A 22,754-nucleotide genomic window follows, 5' to 3' on the forward strand; every position below is an offset into this window, starting at 1 on the left:
GCACGGACTCGGGCTACACTAGCGGCTTTGCCGTGTTGCTTTTAAATTCATCATATGCCCGTCTGGCGCCAAACACCAGCATCGCCAGCAAAATCTATCCACTACTCCATGACCGAACGCCTTTTTTCCACGCCTTCTTCCCCACTTGATACGCAAGGACAGCCATGAAGCAGATGCCATGGCGCGACTTCTTTGCCCTGGTGGTCAGCATCGGCGTGGTGGGCCTGGGACTGGGCGCCACCATGCCGCTCACGGCGCTGACGCTGGACCAGCGCGGCGTGGGCACCGACATCATCGGCATGATCACGGCCGTCAGCGCCATCGGCATCCTGGCCGCTTCCCCGTTCGTGGCCCGCTGGGTAGCACGCTTCGGTCCGCGCGCCACCATGCTGGGCGCCGTGTGGGCCGCATCCCTGGCCACCATCGCCATGCAGTTCAGCGACAGCCTGCTGGCCTGGAGCATGCTGCGCTTTGTGTTCGGCGGCGCCATGGGCGTGCTGTTTACCATCGGTGAAGCGTGGGTCAATCGCCTGGCGCCCGACAATTCGCGGGGACGGGTGGTGGCCATGTACACCACCAGCTTTACTTTTTTCCAGCTGATCGGTCCGGCCCTGGTGGCGCTTTTCAACGACAAGATCAGCTGGAGCTTCGCCGCCTGCGGCCTGTTGTTCCTGCTGGCCTTGCCGGGACTGATGCTGATCTCGAACAGCGGCCCGCAGCAAGAAGCGCAAGAGCAAGGCGTCAAGTGGACCTTGATCCTGCCGCGTATGCCGATGATCGTGCTGGGCGCGGCCTTCTTTGCCCTGTTCGATACCCTCGCGCTCAGCCTGCTGCCGCTGTACGCGATGCGGCACGGGATCGCCACCGACCTGGCCCTGCTGTCGGCCACGGTGGTGCTGGTGGGCGATACGGGTTTGCAGTTCGCGCTGGGATGGATGGCTGATCGTTATGGCCGCGCCAAAGTGCATGCGGGTTGCGGCGTAGCTGTCTGCGTGCTGCTGCCGCTGCTGCCGTTTGCCGTCCATACGCCGTGGCTGTGGTGGACCTTGCTGCTGCTGTTGGGCGCGGCCGCGGGCGGCATCTACATGCTGGCGCTGGTCGCCTGTGGCGAACGGTTTACAGGCTTGTCGCTGACCAGCGCCAGCGCCATCGTCAACGCCACCTGGGGCGTGACCAGCGGCGGCGGCCCCCTGCTGACGGGCGTGCTGATGCAGTCCGTCGGCGTGAACGCGCTGCCTGCCGTGATGTGGGTGTGCGCCGCCATCTTTGTCGGCAGCGCCGTGTGGGAACGCAAAAAGGCTATCGCCTAGCCGCTATTTCTTCAGCGTCGCCAGCCGTTGCTGCAATTCCTCGGCCACCGGATAATCGGGGTTGGCCTGTTTGAAAGCACGCCATTCGTCCTGCGCTGTCCGGACATCGCCCGCCTTCAGCAAGGCGTCGATCTTGACCAGCCAGGTGGCGGGGTCCAGCTTTGCCGCTGCCGGCGAGGGCGCAGCCAGCGCTGCTTGCTGCGATACCGGCGCCGATTCCGCAGCTGGCCGGACTGGCTCCGGCTTCTTGCGGAACCAGTCCACGCCGGTCAGATTCAAGGTGAGCAGCACGGCGACCGCCAGCCCAAGTGGAATGCGCCAGCGCGTCAGGTAATCGGGCGCTTTTTTAGGCGCTTGATTGCCCGTTGGCGCGTTCTTGTCGTCGTTAGTATTCATGCCTGGCCTCCCTTATTGGTGACAAAGCCAGTGTAGCCGAACTATCTGACGGGTAGAGCGAAATCCTGCCTTCCCTTTACCCCATGCGTGCGCTGCCCAACACAGCTGCTATCGTGCGGCCCGCAAAAAGGTCTACCATGGAAAGCCACGCCAACCTGGAGTTCCGGACATGCTCAAGCTCAAAGACCCGGCGCTGCTGCGCCAGCAATGCTATATCAATGGCCAGTGGCTGGACGCCGATGGCGGCAAGCACGCGGACGTGCTCAACCCCGCCACTGGCGATACCCTCGGCCACGTACCGGCTATGGGTACGCAGGAAACAGCGCAGGCGATTGCTGCCGCCAACGCGGCCTGGCCAGCCTGGCGCAAGAAAAGCGCGGCCGAGCGCGCGGGCTATCTGCGCCGCTGGAACGACTTGATGCTGGAGCACGCCGATGATCTGGCGCTGATCATGACGGCGGAACAGGGCAAGCCGCTGGCGGAAGCCAAGGGCGAAGTGCAGTATGCAGCCTCGTTCATCGAATGGTTTGCCGAAGAGGGCAAACGCGTGGCGGGCGACACCCTGGCGTCGCCATGGCCGGACCGCCGCATCCTGGTGACCAAAGAGCCGATCGGCGTCTGCGCCGCCATCACGCCGTGGAATTTCCCTGCTGCGATGATCACGCGCAAGGTGGGCCCGGCGCTGGCGGCGGGTTGCCCCATCATCGTCAAGCCGGCCGGGCTGACGCCATTTTCCGCGCTGGCGCTGGCCGTACTGGCCGAGCGGGCCGGCATACCGCCCGGCGTCTTCAATGTGATCACGGGCTCTTCGCAAGAGATCGGCGACGAGATGACATCGAACCCGCTGGTGCGCAAACTCAGTTTCACAGGATCGACGGAAGTGGGCCGCATGCTGATGCGCCAGTGCGCGCCCACGATTAAAAAACTGTCCTTGGAACTGGGCGGCAATGCGCCCTTCATCGTGTTTGACGATGCCGACCTGGACGCCGCCGTGGAAGGCGCCATCGCCTCGAAATACCGCAACGCGGGCCAGACCTGCGTGTGCGCCAATCGCCTGTATGTGCAGGATGGCGTGTACGACGCCTTCGCTGAAAAACTGGTGGCGGCAGTAGAAAAACTCAAGGTCGGCAATGGGGTCGATGACGGCGTCACACAGGGTCCCTTGATCGAAGAAAAAGCCGTCAAGAAGGTGGAACAGCATGTGGCCGACGCGCTGGCCAAGGGTGGCCGCCTGCTCACCGGCGGCAAGCGCCACGCATTGGGCCACAGCTTCTTCCAGCCCACGGTGATCGCCGACGTCACCAGCGAGATGCTGGTGGCGCGCGAAGAAACCTTCGGTCCGCTGGCGCCCCTGTTCCGCTTCCACAAGGATGAAGAAGCCATCGCGCTGGCCAACGACACGGAATTCGGCCTGGCCGCGTATTTCTATTCGCGCGATATCGGCCGCATCTGGCGGGTCGCCGAAGGACTCGAATCGGGCATGGTGGGCGTCAACACGGGCCTGATCTCGACCGAGGTAGCGCCGTTCGGCGGCGTCAAGCAATCAGGCCTGGGCCGCGAAGGGTCACATTACGGCATCGCCGATTACCTGGTGATCAAATACATCTGCATGGGCGGGATTTAAAACAGGCGCTTATTCAAAGCCCCGTATGCGGTCGCCATTGAAGTTCGGCAGCCGCCACGCAAAATGCAGGGCCAGGAAACGAAACAGGAAGCCGGCTGCGATTGAAGACAATTGCGCCACCGAGCTGTCAACCTTGAAGTGCAGCAGGCCCACGTACAGGCTGCCTGTAAACAAGGCCACGGTGGCATACACTTCGCGCTGCAATACCAATGGAATCTGGTTGCACAAAATATCGCGCAGCAGGCCACCGAAGACGCCCGTGATCATCCCCGCCAGCACCACGATGGCCGGATGCATACCGGCGCCCATGGCGATGTCGCAGCCGATCACGCAAAAGGCCACCAGGCCCAGGCCATCGACCAGCAAGAAGATGGTGCGCAAATGGTGCAGATAGCGCGCCACAATGGCCGTGACGACGGCCGCGCCGACGGTAAACAACAGGTATTCGGGATGCGCGATCCAGCCCAGCGGATAGTGCCCCAGCAGCATGTCGCGGATGGTGCCGCCGCCCAGCGCGGTGACGGTGCCTATCATGCAGATGCCGAACAAGTCCATGCCGCGCCGCATGCCCATGATGGCGCCAGACATCGCTTCGGCGACGATCGCCACCAGGTATATCGTATGTAACAGCATGGTCTTACTCTTCCGAAAATGATTTGAGAATTTGTTCGCGTTCGCGCGCTTCGCTCAGGCTGCGCGCCTCGTTGGCCTTGGCGCTGCCGCAACTGACGCTACTGTGGATAAAGTCATAGTTATCCTGCACGCAGTCGCCATCGAGGTATTCGGCGTACACATAATCGCCGTCGAGCATGGCCAGCCCTTCCGGCTCGCTGCGGACCTGTTCGCGCCGCCCCTGCACGGCCACCTGCATGTAGTCGCGCCAGACCGGCAGCGCCAGGGTGCCGCCGGTGGCGTTGCCCAGGCTTTTAGGCTGGTCGTAGCCTAGCCAGACGACGGAAACCAGGCCTGAGGAATAACCGGCAAACCAGGCGTCGTAAGCATTGTTCGAGGTACCCGTCTTGCCGGCGGCGTCGCTGCGTCCCAGCGCCAGTGCACCGCGCCCGGTGCCGCTCTTGACCACGTCGCGCAGCATGCTGTCCATCACGTAAGCGTTGCGCGCGGAGATGATTTGCGTGCCTGTGATTTCCTCGCCCTTGGGGCGCGGTCCAGCATCGCTGAACAGCACTGCGCCGCCGCGGCTGCGCACTTCCTTGATCAGCTTGGGCGGCATTTGCACACCCTCGTTGGCGAACACGGAGTAGGCCTGCGCCAGTTGCAGCGGCGTGACGGCGCCCGCGCCCAGCGCCAGCGGCAGCGAGACGGGATTGCGCGCACTGTCAAAGCCGAAGCCGGTGGAAAACTGCTGCACATAAGCGGGGCCGGATGCCTGCATCAGGCTGACGGCCACCAGGTTTTTCGAACGCACCAGCCCACGCCGCACGCTGATGAAGCCTTCATAATTGTCGCCGTAATTGCGCGGCCGCCAGGGCTGCGCACCGGTTTCCTGCGGCAGCAGCAAGCGCTGCGTATCGTCTACCTCGCTGCCAGGGAAGTAGCCTTTTTCCAGCGCCGCCGAATACACGAAGGGCTTGAAGCTGGAACCGGGCTGGCGGTAAGCCTGCGTGGCGTGGTTGTAGTGGTTGCGGTAAAAGTCGAAGCCGCCCGCCATGGCGACAATTTCGCCACTCTGCGCATCGACGGATATCACGGCGCCTTCCATCTCGGGCATTTGCGTCAGCAGCCAATGTTTTTTGGCCTGGCCCTGCACCACGCGGATGACGCTGCCCTCTGCCACGGCTAGCTTGCCTTCCAGAGGCAGCTTGCCGCCCAGGCGCGTTTCAGAGGCAGTCACGCTGATCTCGTCGCCATTGCGCAGCTGCGCCGTCAGCTGGCGCTTGCCGCCATTGTCCACCTTGCGCACCAGCGCGGCCTGCAGCTCACCGCTGTCCGGGTAGGGCGACAACTGGCGCGCCACGCTGTCGCTGGAGGCAGGCAAACGCGCCTCCGGGCCGCGATAACCGCGCCGCGCCTGCGCATTCAATAATCCATTGCGCAGCGCCTGGTCGGCGGCCCGCTGGGGCGCCATGCGGATGGTCGTCGTCACATCCAGGCCCATGCTGTAAGCGCCCTCGGGATAACTTTGCAGTATCAGCTGGCGCGCTTCCTCAACCGCATACGCGGCCGCCTGCACCGAGCTGTTACGGCTCTGGTTCAGCAGCAGTGGTTCGGCCACGGCCGCGTCGTATTCCGCTTGCGTGATGTCACCCAGTTCGCGCATGCGCTGCAAGATGTAGCGCTGGCGCAGCTTGGCCCGCGTCGGATTGGCGACCGGGTTATAGGCTGACGGCGCCTTGGGCAAGCCGGCCAGCATGGCCGCTTCCGCTACCGTCAGCTCGGCCAGCGGCTTGTCGAAATAAATGTTCGATGCGGCGGAAAAACCATAGGAACGCTCGCCCAGGTAAATCTGGTTCATATACAGTTCCAGCAGCTTGTCCTTGCCGTAATGCTGTTCCAGCTTATAGGCCAGCAGCATTTCCGTCAGTTTGCGCTGCACAGTTTTGTCGCGCGACAGGAAAAACCCGCGCGCCACCTGCATGGTGATGGTGCTGGCGCCTTGCGCATGGCGGCCCGTGACGACGTTGGCCAGGGTGGCCCGCGTCAAACCCAGAAAATCAACGGCGCCGTGTTCATAGAAACGCGCATCTTCAATCGCCAGCAAGGCTTGCCGCATACGCAGCGGGATTTGTTGCAGGGGCAGGAATTCGCGGCGCTCTTCGCCGTATTCAGCCAGCAGTTCACCCTCGCTGGAAAAAATCCGCAGCGGCAGGGCCGGCTTGTATTGCGCCAGGTGTTCGACGTTGGGCAAGTCCTGCCACGCCTGGCGCAGCCACCAGCCGCCTGCCAGTGCGCCGGCCAGGGCCAAACCCACAGTCAGACCCAGGCCGAATTTCACATTTCGGGCCAGCCTGGACTGTGGTTTGCGTGCTTGCTTTTTTGGCAAATTCTCCTGAGTTTGCTGTTCCATATGACTGCCTCCCTGCTGCGCGATCTACCGCGCAAAGGAGCATTGTGCATCGCAACACGGTTATCCTTATGAAAATTAAGTATTATTTAGTATTGATAAATTTTTCTAATCTAAGGTTATCGCCATGAACTTGAATCCCAAACACACGGAGGCATTCCGCGCCGTGATCGAGACGGGCAGTTTCGAGCAGGCGGCGCTGCAGCTGCACCTGACGTCGCCGGCCATTTCGCAACGCGTGCGGGCGCTGGAAAGCCAGCTGGGCAATGCACTGATCGTGCGCAGCCGCCCTGCCCGCGCCACGCGCACGGGCCAGCGCCTGATGCAGTATTTAAAACGCGCCGCGCTGCTGGAAGCGGACCTGGCAGCGGAACTGGCAGTGCAGCAGGATGCGCCGCTGACCCTGGTGCTGGCGCTGAACGCCGACTCCATGGGCACCTGGTTTTTCCCGGCCCTGTCGGAAGTGCTGATACGCGAGCGGGTGCTGCTGGACCTGACCGTGGAAGACCAGGACCATACCTACACTTTGCTGGAAACCGGCATGGCGATCGGCTGCATCAGCACGGAAGCCAAGCCCATGCGCGGTTGCACGGCCGAACCGCTGGGCGTGATGCGCTACTGGCTGGTGGCCACGCCAGCGTTTCGCCAGCAGTGGTTTGCCCACGGCCTGACGCGCAAGGCGGCCCGCACGGCCCCCGTGGTGGCCTACACGCGCAAGGACACCTTGCAATCGTCCTTCCTGCAAGAAACGCTGGGCTTGCCTGAAGGGGCTTACCCCTGCCATTACGTGCCGGGCGCCACTTCGCATTTCAATGCCATCCGCTATGGCCTGGGCTACGGCATGGTGCCCGAGCTGCTATTGAAGGCCAATGCCGATGGGGATCTGGTGGAAATGCTGGCGCCGAAAGCACCGGCCGACGTAGCCCTGTACTGGCACACGTGGAAGGTGCAATCGCCGCGCATGGAGCAGCTGTCGCGGCAAATCATCGCAGCCGCGCGCACAGTGTTGAAGTGATCAGCGCTGCATGCCCCAGCGCTTGAGCGTCACCCGTTCCAGGGTGCGGAAACCGATATTTTCCACCAGCAAGCCGATCACGATCACGGTCGCCAGGCCCGCGAAGACCTTGTCCGTATAAAGTTCGTTGCGGTTCTGGAAGATGTACCAGCCCAGGCCACCCTGCCCCGAGGAAGTGGTGCCGAATACCAGTTCGGCTGCAATCAGGGTGCGCCAGGCAAAGGCCCAGCCTATCTTCAAGCCCGAAACGATCGATGGCAAGGCGCCCGGCACCAGGATATGCAACACCAGGCGCAAGCCGCTCAAGCCGTAATTGCGGCCCGCCATGCGCAAGGTATCGGGCACGCTCTGAAAGCCCGCGTACGTGTTCAAGGCCAGCGGCCACATCACGGAATGCACGATGACGAAGATCAGGCTGCCCCGGCCCAGGCCGAACCACAGCAGGGCCAGCGGCAGCAAGGCGATGGCAGGCAGGGGATTGAACATGGCGGTCAGGGTTTCCAGCAGATCACGTCCGATGCGCGTGGAGACGGCAAGCAAGGTCAGCAGGAACGCGGCCAGCACGCCCAGCACATAGCCCTGCAACAAGACGTTCAGTGATGCACCCGTGCGCGTGAGCAATTCTCCGCTGGCGATACCGCCTACAAACGCCTGCGCCGTCTGCCAAAAGCTGGGCAATAGTAAATCGTTATTGGTCCAGCGCGCGGCGCTTTCCCACAGCAAGGCCAGGACGATCAGGATCAAGCCCTTGCGCCAGCCCGCCTGTTGCCATAAACGCTGCCAGCGCGGCAATGGCAGCTCGACGGCAACACCGGCGGGCGGCGGTGCGGCGTAGACGAATTCCTGGCGTATCGGCGGTTCCAGCAGCAAACTCATACGGCGCTCCTGTGCAAATCGTGTTCGGCCGTTTCGGCGACGGTGGCGTCCTCATCGAACAGCAAGCCGTGGATGCGGCTGCTGGCGGCCTGGAATTCGGCGCTGCCCGCGCTGTGCAAGCCAAATTGATGGCTGTTCAATTCTGCCCTGACCCGGCCCGGATGAGGCGACAGCAGCAAGATGCGGTTGCCCACCACCAGCGCTTCCTCGATCGAGTGCGTGACGAACACGAGCGTAAAACGCAGCTCCTCCCACAAGCGGCCCAGCTCTTCCTGCATCTTGCGCCGCGTCAAGGCGTCCAGGGCGGCAAACGGTTCATCCATCAGCAACACTTCCGGCTGCATGGCCAGTGCGCGGGCAATCGCCACCCGCTGTTTCATGCCACCCGACAAGGTATGCGGATGAGCTTGCTCAAAGCCCGTCAGGCCCACTTTGCCGATCCAGTGATGGGCGCGCTCGCGGGCGGCGACCTTGTCCAGGCGCTTGCTGGCCAGCAAGGGAAACATGACGTTTTCCAGCACTGTTTTCCATGGTGGCAACTGGTCGAATTCCTGGAACACCACCACCCGGTCCGGCCCCGGTTTTTTGATCAGCTGGCCTTCCATGGTGATGCTGCCCGAGCGAGGGGCAATAAAACCGGCCACCGCTTTCAGCAGCGACGACTTGCCGCAGCCGGAAGGACCCAGCAGGACGAAACGGTCGCCCCGGTACACATCGAAACTGACCTCATGCGTGGCGCGCACGGTGCGCTGCTCGCTGCGGTATTCCAGGCTGACCTTGTCGACGGACAGCAAGGGCGCCACGCCTGCAGGTGGGCGCACCAGTTGAAAAGCGGGAGTGTGCATCTCAGCTTCCTTGGCCGATGGCCGGGTCATCAAAGAAATAATCGTGCCAGCTATCGGGCCGGTTGCGGATGGCGTTGACGCGGTGCAGGAATTGCCCCAGGCCCAGGGTATTTTGCGGTGCGATCTTGAATTGCACTTGCGGGTTGGCAAAGATCTTCAACAGCAAATTGCGGTCCACCTTGCTCTTGTTGAGCTTGATATAAATGTCGGCCGCGCCCTGCGGATTGCTGCTCGCATACTGGGCTGCTTCGGCCAGCGCGGCGACAAAGGCGCGGTAGGTTTTCGGATTTTCCGTGCGGAATTTCTCGGTCGCATACAGCAGGGTCGATGAACTGGGGCCGCCCTGCACTTCATAGGAATTCAAGATGATGTGGGCATTCGGGTTTTGCGCCAGTTCCTGCTCCTGGAATGGCGAATTGCCAAAGTGCCCCGTCAATTCCGTGCCGCCCGCGATGATGGCGGCCGCCGCATCGGGGTGCGGTAAAGTCTGTGTGATCTTGTCGAGGCGGGCGAATTCCTTGTCGCCCCATTGTTTCGCCACCGCCATTTGCAAAATGCGCGCCTGCACCGAGACGGACACGGCCGGCAAGGCGATGCGGTCCTTGTCCGTCAGGTCGGCCAGAGTTTTCACCTTGGGATTATTGCTGACCAGATAGTAGGGGAAATTGCCCAGCGAGGCCACGCCGCGCACATTTTGCCGCCCACGCGTGCGGTCCCAGATCGTCAGCAGCGGCCCCAGGCCTGCACCGGCGATATCGATATTGCCTGACAGCAAAGCGTCGTTAATGGCCGGCCCGCCGGATAAAGTCACCCAGTCCACCTTGATATCGACACCGAGCTGCTTGCCATGCTTTTCGATCAGTTTTTGTTCCTGGGCGATATTGAGCAGCAGAAAGGTAATCCCATACTGGCCAGCGATGCGCAATTGTCCTTCGGCACGGGCCATCGTCGCTCCCATCGTCAGCATACACAGCATGGCCAGGGCGGCGGTCAGACGGCGGCGGACGAGGGGAAAGGACTTGAACATGGACACTCCTGGTGGGAAAAATCAGTACGGCGCATCGCCTTCGATGGTGGTGCGGTAAAGCTTGCGGCGCTGGTCCGCCGGGCAACCGGCGGCCAGGTGCATCAGGGAACGGTTGTCCCAGAACACCAGGTCGCGCGCCTGCCAGCGGTGCACATATAAATGTTCAGGGCGCACGCTATGGGCAAACAGTTCGCCCAGCACGGCGCGGCTTTCATCGTCAGGCAAGCCGACGATGCGTGTGGTGAAGTGTTCGCTGACAAACAGGGCGCGCCGTCCCGTTTCCGGATGCACACGCACGATGGGATGCGTGACGGGGCGCACTTCATCGATCTGCGCCTGCGTCAATGCGGGCCGCCATGGGTTGCGGCGGCGCAATTCTTCGTACTGGCATAAATAGCTGTGTTCGGCATGCGCGCCGCGCACGACGTGGCGCAGCGCGGCCGGCAAGCTTTCCCAGGCCAGATGCATATTGGCAAACACGGTATCGCCGCCCTCCTCGGGCAACTCTTGCGCGTGCAACATGGAACCCAGGCTGGGAACTTCTTTGTAGGACAGGTCGGAGTGCCAGAAGTGGCCTGCATCGCCCAGGCCGACAGGCTGGCCGTTTTCGACGATATTCGAAATGATCAGGATTTCCGGGTGCTGCGGCAGCTGGAACTGGTGCAGCACGTGGATTTGCAGGGCGCCGAAGCGGCGGCTGAAATCGATTTGCTGTTGCGGCGTAATGTGCTGGTCGCGAAACACCAGGACATGATGGTCCAGATGCGCATGGTGCAGTCGCTGGAAATCGCTGAGCGACAAGGGCTGTGCCAGATCCAGGCCCACGACTTGCGCACCCAGGGGCGCATCGAAGGCTTCGATATGGAAGTTGCCGGGTAACTGGCTAGCCAGCTTGCTGGTGGAGACAGGGGATTCGAGGACGGCCGACATGATGGAGGCATCAGTGAACGAGGGATGTTCACTGTATGCCGGCCGGCCATCCTTGCAAACGAAGCTTATCCTATATGGATATGCGGATCGTGCAGGTGCAGCTGGCTTATACCGTCTCGTAGCGGGCCAGGCGGGCCGCCATGCGCGGGGCCAGTTCGTGGCCGGCGGTAACAGTCATGTCCAGGTCATTCAAGAGGCCGTCTTTCAAGCCATACACCCAGCCATGTACGCTGAGTTCCTGGCCGCGTTCCCAGGCATCTTGCACGATGGTGGTTTGGCAGACGTTCAAGACTTGTTCAACGACGTTCAGTTCGCACAGGCGGTCGCTGCGCTCGCGGCTGCCCAGCACTTCACCGAGGTAGCGCTCATGTTTCTGGCCCACGTCCTGCACGTGGCGCAACCAGTTATCGACCAGGCCGATGCGCGTGCCCGTCAGGGCGGCATGCACGCCTTTGCAGCCATAATGGCCGACGATGATGACGTGTTTGACTTTCAGCACGTCCACTGCAAATTGCAGCACGGAAAGACAGTTGAGGTCGGAATGCACCACCACGTTGGCGATATTACGGTGTACAAACACGTCGCCAGGCGCCATGCCCAGCAATTCGTTGGCGGGAACACGGCTGTCGGAACAGCCGATCCACAGATATTCGGGCGAAGTCTGGGCTTCCAGATTCTTGAAGAAGTTCGGATCCTTCTCCACCATTGAGTCGGCCCAACGGCGGTTGCGTTGTAGCAATTCCGCCAGGGCCTGGCCGCTTTTAGCTTCGGTCATATCGCTCCCATTTGATAGGACGCAGACGCTGCGCGCTGAGCGCCGCAAAGTCTGCGTCTTGTTAAAAAAACGCCGGGATGGTTGAGCATCCCGGCGCTTCGTTTTAGTGCGGCTTATTCAAAAAAATCCTTGACCTTGTCTTTCCAGGTCTTGCTTTGCGGGCTGTGCTTGGCACCGCCCTCGGTAGTGGATTTTTCAAAGTCACGCAGCAATTCTTTTTGCTTGTCGGTCAGTTTCACCGGCGTTTCGATCGCCACGTGGCAGAACAGATCGCCCGCATAACCGGAACGCACGCCCTTGATGCCCTTGCCTTTCAGGCGGAAGGTCTTGCCCGACTGGGTGCCTTCGGGAATCGTGAACGACACTTTGCCGTTCAGGGTAGGGACTTCGATTTCGCCGCCCAAGGCTGCCTTGGTGAACGAGATCGGCATTTCGCAATGCAGGTCGTCGCCTTCGCGCTGGAACACGGCGTGCGGCTTGATGTGAATTTCCACATACAGGTCACCGGACGGGCCGCCATTCGTACCCGGTTCGCCGTTGCCGGACGAGCGGATGCGCATGCCATTGTCGATACCGACAGGTATTTTGACTTCCAGCGTCTTGTTGCGCTTGATACGGCCTGCGCCGCCGCAAGGCGTACAAGGATCGGTGATGACCTTGCCGCTGCCATGGCATTTCGGGCAAGTTTGCTGGATGCTGAAGAAACCTTGCTGCATGCGTACCTGGCCGTGGCCGCCGCAAGTGCCGCAAGTGGTCGGCGAGGTGCCCGGCTTGGCGCCGCTGCCATGGCAAGTGTCGCACTTGTCCCAGCTCGGCACGCGGATGGTCGTGTCGAAGCCGTGAGCAGCTTGCTCCAGCGTAATTTCCAGGTTGTAGCGCAAGTCGGCGCCACGGTACACCTGTGGACCCGCATTGCGGCTACGTCCACCGCCACCGCCAAAGATGTCACCAAAGATATCGCCAAAGCTGTCGGCAAAACCGCCGCCACCAAAGCCGCCGCCGCCGCCACCCATGTTCGGGTCCACGCCAGCATGACCATAACGGTCATAGGCTTCGCGCTTTTCCGGATTGGTCAGCATTTCGTAAGCTTCTTTGACTTCCTTAAACTTTTCTTCCGATTCCTTACTGTCCGGATTACGGTCCGGATGGTATTTCATCGCCAGTTTGCGGTAAGACTTTTTGATCTCTTCTTCCGAAGCATTTTTTGCGACACCGAGTGTCTCGTAAAAATCACGCTTTGCCATGTTGTCGGCACCTTGCAGTCTATCTACTGATGTAAAAGTTACACGAAAAAGCCGAGTCGAGTGCCGCGGGGCGGCGACTCGGCTCGGCCGGTCTTCGCAGAGAAATTCCGCGACGTAGCATACAGCCCGGTTGCTCCCGTATTACGGGAGCGTAAGACAATTACTTGCTGTCTTTGACTTCTTTGAAGTCAGCGTCAACCACGTCATCGTGCTTGGCACCGGCGTCCGATGCACCAGCAGCTTGCTGTTGTGCACCTTCTGCGCCGCCGGCAGCTTGTTGCGCTTGCATGTCGGCGTACATTTTTTCGCCCAGTTTCTGCGATGCGGTCGACAGTGCTTCCACCTTGGCGTCGATCTCGGCCTTGTCGCCCGACTTGATGCTTGCTTCCAGGTCGGTGATGGCAGCTTCGATCTTTTCTTTCTCGCCAGCGTCGAGCTTGTCGCCGTATTCGGTCAGCGATTTGCGGGTCGAGTGTACCAGAGCATCAGCCTGGTTGCGCGACTCGGCCAATTCCTTGACCTTTTTGTCTTCTTCCGCGTTCAACTCGGCGTCTTTGACCATCTTCTGGATTTCAGCTTCGGTCAAGCCGGAGTTGGCCTTGATCGTGATCTTGTTTTCCTTGCCGGTCGCCTTGTCTTTCGCGCCGACATGCAAGATGCCGTTGGCGTCGATGTCGAAGGTCACTTCGATCTGTGGCGTGCCGCGTGATGCTGGCGGAATACCTTCCAGATTGAATTCGCCCAGGCCTTTGTTGCCGGCAGCGATTTCACGCTCACCCTGGTATACCTTGATGGTCACCGCAGGCTGGTTGTCGTCGGCCGTCGAAAACACCTGGCTGAACTTGGTTGGGATCGTGGTGTTTTTGTGGATCATCTTGGTCATCACGCCGCCCAGGGTTTCGATACCCAGGGACAATGGCGTTACGTCCAGCAACAGCAAGTCTTTGCGTTCGCCCGACAGGACCGAACCTTGAATCGCTGCGCCCACGGCGACGGCTTCGTCCGGATTCACGTCCTTGCGTGGATCTTTGCCGAAGAATTCTTTGACTTTCTCTTGCACTTTAGGCATACGGGTCATACCGCCGACCAGGATGATGTCATCGATGTCCGATACTTTCACGCCAGCATCTTTGATAGCGATGCGGCATGGTTCCATCGTCGCAATGATCAGCTCTTCCACCAGCGATTCCAGCTTGGCGCGGGTCATCTTCAGGTTCAAGTGGACCGGTGCGCCATTGGCCATCGCGATGTACGGCTCGTTGATTTCGGTTTGCTGCGACGACGACAGTTCGATCTTCGCGCGCTCGGCCGAAGCCTTGATGCGTTGCAGGGCGATTGGATCTTTTTTCAGGTCCAGACCGTTGATTTTCTTGAATTCTTCGATGATGTAATCGATGATGCGCTGGTCGAAGTCTTCGCCGCCCAGGAAGGTGTCGCCGTTGGTCGACAGCACTTCAAATTGTTTTTCGCCATCAACGTCAGCGATTTCGATGATGGAAACGTCGAACGTGCCGCCGCCCAGGTCATACACGGCGATCTTGCGGTCACCCTTTTCGGTCTTGTCCAGGCCGAATGCCAGCGCTGCTGCGGTAGGCTCGTTGATGATGCGCTTGACGTCCAGACCGGCGATACGGCCAGCGTCTTTGGTGGCTTGACGTTGCGAATCGTTGAAGTACGCAGGCACGGTGATGACGGCTTCGGTGACTTCTTCACCGAGGTAGTCTTCTGCGGTTTTTTTCATCTTGCGCAGGACTTCAGCCGAAATTTGTGGCGGCGCCAGTTTTTTGTCGCGTACACCGATCCATGCATCGCCGTTGTCGGCTTTCATGATCTTGTAAGGCATCAGCGCGATGTCTTTTTGTACTTCTTTTTCGTCGAACTTGCGACCGATCAGACGCTTCACTGCGAACAGCGTGTTCTGTGGATTGGTCACAGCCTGGCGTTTTGCCGGCGCACCAACGAGAATTTCGCCATCTTCTTGATAAGCAATAATCGACGGCGTCGTGCGTGCGCCTTCAGCGTTTTCGATTACCTTTGGTTGACCGTTTTCCATGATGGAAACGCAGGAATTTGTGGTTCCCAGATCGATACCGATAATTCTACCCATGATTTTTTCCTTTTATTTGCTAGATTTCAGATGGTTCTTATATGTGGCAAAGCGGCATGGTTTCAAGGCTTGCTTGATGCCGCACTCTGATTATTTTGCTTGCGCGGTGGTCACGATGGCGGGACGCAACAAACGGTCCGCAATCATATAGCCCTTTTGCAATACTGACACCACGGTGTTGGCTTCCTGCTCCGCTGGCACCACGGCAACAGCCTGATGTTTCATCGGATCGAGCTTTTCGCCCTGTACCGGCAGGATTTCCAGCAGGCGGTTGCGTTCAAACGCCGCAGTCAACTGTTTCAGGGTCATTTCGACGCCTTCTTTCAGCGATTCGAGCGTCGGCGCTTCGACCGTCAGGGCCATTTCCAGGCTGTCCTTGACGGGCACTAGGGCTTCGGCAAAGCTTTCTACTGCGAATTTATGTGCTTTAGCAACATCTTCCTGGGCACGGCGGCGAATGTTTTCGCCATCGGCCTTGGCACGCATGAAGGCATCGTGCATTTCTGCAAGACGCGCTTCGGTACTCGCCAGCTGCTCTTCCAAAGTAGGCTCGGCGGGAGTCGCGGCGTCCGCTTGCGGATTAGGTACAGCTTGGTTTTCCTGATCTTGCATCTGAAAGCTCCTACATTCAATGACTAATAATAGTTAGGCTACATATCTTTACAACACTTACCGGCAGATGGGGCTAAGTCTGACTGTTTCAAGGGGTGTTGCAGCGCAACCGCTGGTCACGCAGGCCGATGTTACAGCTTATTACAAATCTATCCGTTTTTCCGGGTATTCCACACGCGTGCCACCATCTATGATGAAGCAATGGCTTACAACTCTGTGCTGGCCATCCCCTTGCCGAGGAGAGAATGATGAAACTGCCTATCATTAGCGCATCCATCGTGGCTTACGCCCTCCTTGCCACCGCCTTGATCTGTCTTGCACAGTTGCAGCCATATTTGCAACCATATTTGCAGCCTTAAGCCGGCAAACCCGGCATTCTACCAGCCTCGCTGCGGCAACCGCCACTGTCGCTGTTGCTTGCTGGAAAATGTGTTCACGCCAGATAGCACAAAGCCGCGCAAGCGCGGCCTTGTTTGCAGGCAGATACCACTGATCAGTCGACAGCGCCCAGCGCCAGTGCCGCAGCACGGGCTTGCTCGCCCTCTTGCTTGTCGGCTTCGCGCTGCACCGCCGTTTTCATGGTTGGCCAGCCTATCATGTGCTGTTCGGCGATTTCCGCCAAGCCTGTGATCCAGCGCGGCGTTTCATTCAGGCAAGCGATGTAATGGAAATGCTCGCCACCGGCTGATTCGAAATCGTGCTTCGCTTCCATGGCGATCTCTTCCAGGGTTTCCAGGCAATCGCTGGTAAAACCCGGGCATAACAAGTCCACCCGCTTGACGCCCTGCTGCGCCAGCGCCACCAGGGTCGGCGCCGTGTAGGGCTGCAGCCATTCGGCCTTGCCGAAACGCGACTGGAAAGTGACCAGATATTGGTCCTTGCTCAGGCCCAACTTTTCCGCCAGCAAACGCGCCGTCTTCAGGCATTGGCAGTGATACGGGTCGCCCAGCAGCAAGGTGCGCTTGGGCACGCCGTGAAAACTCATCACCAGTTTTTCGGGCCGGCCATGGCTTTCCCAGTGGTTCAGCACTGAATCACGCAAGGCGTCGATATAGGTGTCTTGCTCGTGGTATTGCTTGATGAAACGCAACTCGGGCACATTGCGCACCGTGGCGTAATGGGCAAACACGGCGTCGTAGATGGAGCCGGTGGTAGTGCCCGAATATTGCGGGTAGGCCGGCAGGATGGCGATGCGCTCGCAGCCTTCACGTTTCAGTTGCGCCAGCACCTCGGGCAAGGAAGGTGAACCGTAGCGCATGGCCATGGCCACCGTCACGCCATCATGGCCGCGTGCGGCCAGCGCGCCGGCCAGCAGCTTGGCCTGCTTTTGCGTATGCACTTTCAGGGGCGAACCTTCGCGCGTCCAGATCGAGGCGTATTTCTTGGCCGACTGGCCAGAGCGAAATGGCAAAATGATCAGGTGCAGGATAAACCACCACACGGCACGGGGAATCTCGACCACGCGCGGATCGGACAGGAATTGCTTCAGGTAACGCCGCACGGCCGACGAAGTAGGCGCGTCCGGCGTGCCCAGGTTCACCAGTACCACGGCGCTGCGGTCCATGCTGCCATGCGTGTAAGGAGGTTCTGTTTGAAATGTCATGTAGGCTTTTCAAGGACGTTGGTGGAAACAGCTAAGCATTATAGTTACATTGAATCAATACGGGCTGCTGGTACTGCTTGCAATTCACCCAAAGCGAAAGCTGAGGTCAGACCCAGAGGGTCTGACCCCGCATTGATCGCGCTAACGCTCAAGTGGCCAGCAATTCCCGTGCATGCTTGCGCGTGGTAGCGGTGATTTCCAGGCCGCCCAGCATGCGCGCCACTTCTTCCACGCGGGCCTTGGCGTCGAGCATGTCGATGCGCGAGGCGGTCTTGCCATTTTCCAGGGTGCTTTTTGCTACCTGGAAATGCTGGTTGGCCTGGCTGGCCACTTGCGGCAAGTGGGTCACGCACAGCACTTGCCGTCCCTGTCCCAGGCGTTTCAACAGCCGCCCCACCACTTCGGCCACGCCGCCGCCGATGCCGCTATCGACTTCATCGAAAATCAGGGTGGGCGTGGTGGTGGCATGCGAGGTGATTACGGAAATCGCCAGCGCGATACGCGCCAGTTCACCGCCGGACGCCACTTTCGCCAGCGAGCGCGGCGCCGTGCCCGCATGGCCGGCCACCAGAAATTCCACCTGCTCCAGGCCGTGGGCTGCCGGTTCGCAGGGGTTCAGGGCAATCTCGAAGCTGCCGCCTATCATGCTCAATTCCTGCATGGCGCGCGTGACGGCCTGCCCCAGTTCCAGCGCCGCCGCCTGCCGCGTGCTGGACAGGCGCTCGGCCACGACGCGGTATTCCGCCTCGATTTTCTTTTCCTGCCGCAACAAGCCTTCGATATCGCTGGCGTCGGCCAGCTGTTGCAGTTTCTCCGACAGCTTGGCGTGTTCTTCCGGCAATTCTTCGGGCTGGATACGGAATTTACGGGCCGTGCTGTGTATCGCTTCCATGCGCGCATCGAGCTGGTGCAGACGGTCCGGGTCCAGTTCCACGCGGTCCAGGTAATTATTCAGCGCGTACACGGATTCCTGCAGCTGGATGCGCGACGATTCGATCAGGTCGACGATGGGTTGCAACTCAGCATCGACAGACACCAACTTGCCCAGCTTCTGATTCAGGGACGACAGCTGCGACACGATAGGATGGTCTTCCGATTCGGAAATGATCGACAAGGCTTCCTGCGCGCCTTCGAGCAGGCTGGCCGCATGCGACAAACGGCTGTGCTCGTTGGTGATCTCGGTCCATTCACCGGGCTTGGCCGCCAGTTTTTCCAGCTCGCCCACTTGCCATTCCAGCCGCTCGCGCTCGTACAGCACGTTGGCCGCGTTGGTTTCAAATTCTTCGCGCTGGCGCACCAGCGCGCGCCAGCGCTTGTGCAGCGCCGCTACCTGGCGTGCATCCTGTTCCGCGCCCGCTTCGCGCGCCGTCGCCTGGCCATCGAGCAAGGCCCGCTGGGCTTCGCTTTTCAGCAAGGACTGATGCGCGTGCTGGCCGTGGATGTCGACCAGCATATCGCCCAGTTCGCGCAATTGCGCGGCCGTGGCGGCGATGCCGTTGATATAGGCTTTCGAGCGGCCCGCATTGTCGATCACGCGGCGCAGCAGCGCGCCGCCATGGTCGTTGGCGAATTCATGCGCCACCAGCCAGGCTTGCGCCACTTCGCTGACGGAAAAGTCGGCCGTGATATCGGCCTTGGCCGCCCCTTCGCGCACCACGCTGGCGTCGCCCCGGCCGCCCAGCGCCAGGGTCAGCGCATCGATCAGGATGGATTTGCCGGCGCCCGTCTCACCCGTCAGCACGCTGAAGCCTGCGGAAAATTCCAGTTCTATGGTATCGACAATGACAAAATCGCGGATGGACAGTGTATGGAGCATAGGCTTCAGTAATTAAGCGGCGAACCGCGGGTTAAAACGCCTGTCAAAACCTACTGCGCGTCGGCATTTGTGGCCTGCGATGCTCACTGTACCTTGGTACAGTTGCGCTTCTCATCCACAACTTCCTTCCACTCGCTACGATTTTTCAGGCGTCCTTGTGGGTAACGTTAACTGAGCTTGCCCTCGCCCGACGGGTACTCGTTCCAGTGCAGTTTTTCACGCAGGGTGTGGTAATAACTCCACCCTTCGGGATGCAGGAAGGTAATCGTGTGCGGCGAACGGCGTATCAAAATACGGTCTTGCTGGCTCAGGCTGGCGAAGGTCTGCATGTCGAAATTGACGCTGATATCGCGTCCACGCACGATCTCGACCACGATCTGGCTGGAATCGGGCAGCACGATGGGCCGGTTCGACAAGGCATGCGGCGCAATCGGCACCAGCACGATGCCACCCAGGGTCGGGTGCAGCAAGGGGCCGCCGGCCGACAGCGAATACGCGGTCGAGCCGGTCGGCGTGGCGATGATCAAGCCGTCCGAACGCTGGTTGTACATGAAGTGCCCATCGACCTCGACGCGCAATTCGGCCATGCCGGCACCAGTGCCGCGCGAGACGACCACATCATTGACGGCCAGACCCACGTGAATGGCTTGTCCATCGCGCAGCACGCTGCCCTCTAACAAGGTGCGGCGCTCGGCCTTGAAACGGCCACTGAGAATTTCTGCCAGCACCGGCAACATGCGGTCGAGCGGAATATCGGTCATGAAACCCAGACGGCCTTGATTGATGCCGATCAAGGGTACGTCGAATGGCGCCAGCTGGCGCGCAATGCCCAGCATGGTGCCATCGCCGCCCATGACAATGGCGCAGTCGGCGGCGGCGCCTATCTCGGCCGGCGTCATGGAGCACACGCCCGTGAACACCAGATGCGCGGCGGTTTCCGCTTCAAACACGACGCGGTGGCCCAGCCCCTGTAAAAAATCGACGATGCTGCGCACCGATTCGACAATGCCGTCGGTATTCTGGCGCACGACCAGGGCAATGGTCTTGGCGCCCAGATTAAAGTTGGGGACTGCACTGCTCTCTGCGGCAGGCAGATCCTTGGGCAAGTCAGCGTGTTTATCGACGGGCATAAAAGTCTCGGCAAATGAATTCGGTGGCAATACGCCCCAGGCTTGCACCCGCCAGCATTCAAAAACTGCTGTCAAAATACTGTATATATGAACAGTATAGTGCGATGGCGGCATGCCCGCAAGAGGCGTTCGGTAAGTCTTGCATGCAGTGTAATCGGGATGAGGGGACAGGAATAGCACAAAAGAAGCGGCCATGTGTGCGTCAACGCGCCGTCGCCGCTGCGTTGCGCTTGTAGACTGGCTGGCAATGGCGCGCTGTATTTCGTGCGCGCTCCCCACACGACAGGAGGCCATATGGTTGCCGAACATGCAGACCGCAAGATCAATACCGATGAAAAAATCAAGAATGACGGCGTGCGCCGCTTGCCGCATGAGCGCGACGAATCGCCCGATGCGCAGCACACCAGGCAGCGCGGCGTGATGAAGCAGGCAGCCAGCGACCTGGAACAGGGCCTGGTCGATACCGACCGCCATGCCCAGCCCGGGGTGGAAAAGGTCAAGCCGGCGCCACCACGGCAAGCCAAACCAGAAGCCGATAGCGATCCGAAACCAGACTGAACACCAGGGAGCGACCATGCGACACCTTGCTTACGTTCTGACATTGACGGCGCTGGCCAGCGCCAGCCTGGCGCATGCCCAAACCATGCCGTCCGACTTTGGCCCCAGCCCAGCCTTGCCATCGCCCGAGAAACAATTGATCCCCACCGTGAATGTGGCGCCCGTGCAGCGCTGGCAAGGCAATACGCGCCCCACCGTGGCAGCCGGTTTTGCCATCAGTGCTTATGCGAGCGGCCTCGACCATCCACGCTGGCTGTACGTCTTGCCGAACGGCGACGTGCTGGTGGCGGAAACCAATGCCCCACCCAAGCCCGAGGATGGCAAGGGCATCAAGGGCGCCATCATGCAGATGCAAATGAAAAAGGCAGGCGCCGGCACCACCAGCGCCAATCGCATCAGCTTGCTGCGCGGCATCGATGCGAATGGCGTGGCGCAATCGCGCACGGTCTTCCTGCAAAACTTGCAGTCGCCGTTCGGCATGGCGCTGGTGGGCAACGATTTATACATCGCCAACGCCGATGCCTTGGTCCGCTTCCCCTATCAGACTGGGCAAACCAGCATTACGGCGCAGGGCACGAAAGTGATGGACTTGCCCGGCGGCCCGATCAACCATCACTGGACCAAGAACGTGGTGGCCAGTCCCGATGGAAAATTCCTGTATGTCTCGGTGGGGTCGAACAGCAATGTCGGCGAGAACGGTATCGCCGCTGAAAAAGGCCGTGCTGCCATCTGGCAATTCGAGCGTGCCACGGGCAAGGCGCGCCTGTATGCGAGCGGCCTGCGCAATGCTAACGGCATGGATTGGCAGCCGTCGAGCAAGCTGCTGTGGACGGCCGTCAACGAGCGCGACGAACTGGGCAATGAGCTGGTACCCGACTACATGACCTCGGTCAAAGATGGTGCTTTCTATGGCTGGCCCTACAGCTATTACGGCCAGCATGTCGATACGCGCGTGAAACCGCCGCGGCCGGACCTGGTGGCCAAGGCGATCGCGCCCGATTACGCGCTGGGTGCGCACACTGCCTCGCTGGGCCTGGCTTTTTATGACAGCAAGCTGTTCCCTGCGCGCTATCAGGGCGGCGCCTTCATCGGCCAGCACGGCTCCTGGAACCGCAAGCCTTTCAGCGGCTATAAAGTCATCTTCGTGCCGTTTGCCCAAGGCGTGCCATCGGGCCCGCCGCAAGACTTTGTCAGCGGCTTTCTGGACGCCGATGGCCATGCGCAAGGCAGGCCGGTCGGCGTGGCCGTCGACAAGGCGGGCGCCTTGCTGGTGGCCGACGATGTGGGCAATGTGATCTGGCGCGTGGCGCCAGTAAAGTAAAACAGTGTGACGCAACGAACGGAAGCGCAAGGGTATGGCGCGCATGATGGGTCTTCGAACCACGCAAGGAGGACATCATGAAAAAAACAGGATCGGCCGTCTGGAGTGGCGGCCTTAAAGACGGCAAGGGTTTTATTTCCACCCAAAGCGGCGCGCTCGACAATGTGGCTTACGGCTTCAACACGCGTTTTGAAGATGGGCCGGGCAGCAACCCGGAAGAACTGATAGGCGCTGCTCACGCCGCCTGCTTCACCATGGCTTTATCGGGCCAGCTGGACGAAGCTGGTTTGCGCGCCTCGGCCCTGAAAACCACGGCCGAGGTGACGCTGGAAAAAATCGATGGCAGTTATGCGATCACGGCGGTGCACCTGAGATTGACTGCCAGCATACCGGGCGCCAGCGATGCGGTTTTCCAGGACGTGGCGCTGCGTGCCAAGCTGGGTTGCCCCGTGTCAAAACTGCTGGCCACGGAAGTGACCCTGGACGCCCATCTGGAATAATTCAGTGCCGGCCTCAGCAGAATTGCCGTAAAACGCATAAAAT

At 60.3% G+C, this 22,754-nt stretch carries 20 protein-coding genes; 6 read left to right on the forward strand and 14 right to left on the reverse strand.

Annotation, left to right across the window (positions count from 1 at the left end; genetic code table 11):
* Window positions 1-164: 164 nt before the first annotated feature.
* Window positions 165-1,310, forward strand: a complete 1,146-nt coding sequence (locus HDE72_RS23620) for an MFS transporter (RefSeq protein WP_183746800.1) — start codon at window positions 165-167, stop codon at window positions 1,308-1,310.
* 3 nt (window positions 1,311-1,313) lie between these two features.
* Here the strand turns inward: HDE72_RS23620 and HDE72_RS23625 are convergent, their stop codons facing one another.
* Window positions 1,314-1,706, reverse strand: coding sequence for a hypothetical protein (locus HDE72_RS23625; protein WP_183746802.1), 393 nt, complete (start codon window positions 1,704-1,706; stop codon window positions 1,314-1,316).
* A 169-nt stretch (window positions 1,707-1,875) separates the two neighbouring features.
* Between HDE72_RS23625 and gabD the strand changes: the two genes are divergently transcribed.
* Window positions 1,876-3,330 carry an NADP-dependent succinate-semialdehyde dehydrogenase gene (gabD, locus tag HDE72_RS23630; protein ID WP_183746805.1) on the forward strand — a complete coding sequence of 485 codons (1,455 nt, stop codon included), beginning with the start codon at window positions 1,876-1,878 and terminating at the stop codon, window positions 3,328-3,330.
* A gap of 9 nt (window positions 3,331-3,339) precedes the next feature.
* On the opposite strand, the gene HDE72_RS23635 is transcribed toward gabD, so the two are convergent.
* Entirely contained in the window at window positions 3,340-3,963 is a 624-nt protein-coding gene (locus HDE72_RS23635; RefSeq protein WP_183746808.1) for a trimeric intracellular cation channel family protein, read from the reverse strand.
* Window positions 3,964-3,967: 4 nt separating this feature from the next.
* Window positions 3,968-6,355: a penicillin-binding protein 1A gene (locus tag HDE72_RS23640; RefSeq protein ID WP_183746811.1), complete on the reverse strand. Its 2,388-nt coding sequence runs from the start codon at window positions 6,353-6,355 to the stop codon at window positions 3,968-3,970.
* A gap of 118 nt (window positions 6,356-6,473) precedes the next feature.
* Here HDE72_RS23640 and argP point away from each other — a divergent pair, with 118 nt between their 5' ends.
* Entirely contained in the window at window positions 6,474-7,367 is an 894-nt protein-coding gene (gene argP / locus HDE72_RS23645; RefSeq protein WP_311735281.1) for an HTH-type transcriptional regulator ArgP, read from the forward strand.
* On the opposite strand, the gene HDE72_RS23650 is transcribed toward argP, so the two are convergent.
* From HDE72_RS23650 to HDE72_RS23700, 11 genes are all read right to left on the reverse strand, one after another.
* Complete coding sequence (locus HDE72_RS23650) at window positions 7,368-8,243, reverse strand: ABC transporter permease (RefSeq protein ID WP_183746817.1); 876 nt, start codon at window positions 8,241-8,243, stop codon at window positions 7,368-7,370. It abuts the gene before it with no gap.
* A complete protein-coding gene (locus HDE72_RS23655; RefSeq protein ID WP_183746820.1) occupies window positions 8,240-9,088 on the reverse strand; it encodes an ABC transporter ATP-binding protein in 849 nt (282 codons plus the stop codon). The genes HDE72_RS23650 and HDE72_RS23655 overlap by 4 nt, the downstream gene beginning before the upstream one ends.
* Window position 9,089: 1 nt before the next feature.
* Window positions 9,090-10,064, reverse strand: coding sequence for an ABC transporter substrate-binding protein (locus tag HDE72_RS23660; protein ID WP_260176888.1), 975 nt, complete (start codon window positions 10,062-10,064; stop codon window positions 9,090-9,092).
* Window positions 10,065-10,136: 72 nt separating this feature from the next.
* Window positions 10,137-11,045: a TauD/TfdA dioxygenase family protein gene (locus HDE72_RS23665; protein WP_183746826.1), complete on the reverse strand. Its 909-nt coding sequence runs from the start codon at window positions 11,043-11,045 to the stop codon at window positions 10,137-10,139.
* A gap of 106 nt (window positions 11,046-11,151) precedes the next feature.
* Entirely contained in the window at window positions 11,152-11,820 is a 669-nt protein-coding gene (gene can, locus HDE72_RS23670) for a carbonate dehydratase (protein ID WP_183746828.1), read from the reverse strand.
* A 113-nt stretch (window positions 11,821-11,933) separates the two neighbouring features.
* Window positions 11,934-13,064, reverse strand: coding sequence for a molecular chaperone DnaJ (gene dnaJ, locus HDE72_RS23675; RefSeq protein WP_183746830.1), 1,131 nt, complete (start codon window positions 13,062-13,064; stop codon window positions 11,934-11,936).
* A 160-nt stretch (window positions 13,065-13,224) separates the two neighbouring features.
* Window positions 13,225-15,171: a molecular chaperone DnaK gene (gene dnaK / locus HDE72_RS23680; protein ID WP_183746843.1), complete on the reverse strand. Its 1,947-nt coding sequence runs from the start codon at window positions 15,169-15,171 to the stop codon at window positions 13,225-13,227.
* Window positions 15,172-15,261: 90 nt separating this feature from the next.
* A complete protein-coding gene (grpE, locus tag HDE72_RS23685; RefSeq protein ID WP_183746847.1) occupies window positions 15,262-15,783 on the reverse strand; it encodes a nucleotide exchange factor GrpE in 522 nt (173 codons plus the stop codon).
* Between the two features lie 493 nt (window positions 15,784-16,276).
* Window positions 16,277-17,386 (reverse strand): ferrochelatase, encoded by a 1,110-nt coding sequence (gene hemH / locus HDE72_RS23690; RefSeq protein ID WP_183746850.1) that lies wholly within the window; start codon window positions 17,384-17,386, stop codon window positions 16,277-16,279.
* A gap of 148 nt (window positions 17,387-17,534) precedes the next feature.
* Window positions 17,535-19,202 (reverse strand): DNA repair protein RecN, encoded by a 1,668-nt coding sequence (gene recN / locus HDE72_RS23695; RefSeq protein ID WP_183746853.1) that lies wholly within the window; start codon window positions 19,200-19,202, stop codon window positions 17,535-17,537.
* Between the two features lie 167 nt (window positions 19,203-19,369).
* Window positions 19,370-20,332: an NAD kinase gene (locus HDE72_RS23700; RefSeq protein ID WP_183746857.1), complete on the reverse strand. Its 963-nt coding sequence runs from the start codon at window positions 20,330-20,332 to the stop codon at window positions 19,370-19,372.
* Window positions 20,333-20,626: 294 nt separating this feature from the next.
* Here HDE72_RS23700 and HDE72_RS23705 point away from each other — a divergent pair, with 294 nt between their 5' ends.
* The 3 genes from HDE72_RS23705 (at window position 20,627) to HDE72_RS23715 (ending at window position 22,711) form a co-directional block, all read left to right on the forward strand.
* A complete protein-coding gene (locus tag HDE72_RS23705; RefSeq protein WP_183746860.1) occupies window positions 20,627-20,890 on the forward strand; it encodes a hypothetical protein in 264 nt (87 codons plus the stop codon).
* A 16-nt stretch (window positions 20,891-20,906) separates the two neighbouring features.
* The gene (locus HDE72_RS23710) at window positions 20,907-22,211 is read left to right on the forward strand and encodes a PQQ-dependent sugar dehydrogenase (protein ID WP_183746863.1); all 1,305 of its coding nucleotides are present in this window, start codon (window positions 20,907-20,909) and stop codon (window positions 22,209-22,211) included.
* Between the two features lie 77 nt (window positions 22,212-22,288).
* Window positions 22,289-22,711: an OsmC family protein gene (locus HDE72_RS23715; RefSeq protein WP_183746868.1), complete on the forward strand. Its 423-nt coding sequence runs from the start codon at window positions 22,289-22,291 to the stop codon at window positions 22,709-22,711.
* The last annotated feature ends 43 nt before the right edge of the window (window positions 22,712-22,754 follow it).

Source organism: Janthinobacterium saanense (genome assembly GCF_014200675.1).
In the GTDB taxonomy this organism is placed as follows: domain Bacteria; phylum Pseudomonadota; class Gammaproteobacteria; order Burkholderiales; family Burkholderiaceae_D; genus Janthinobacterium.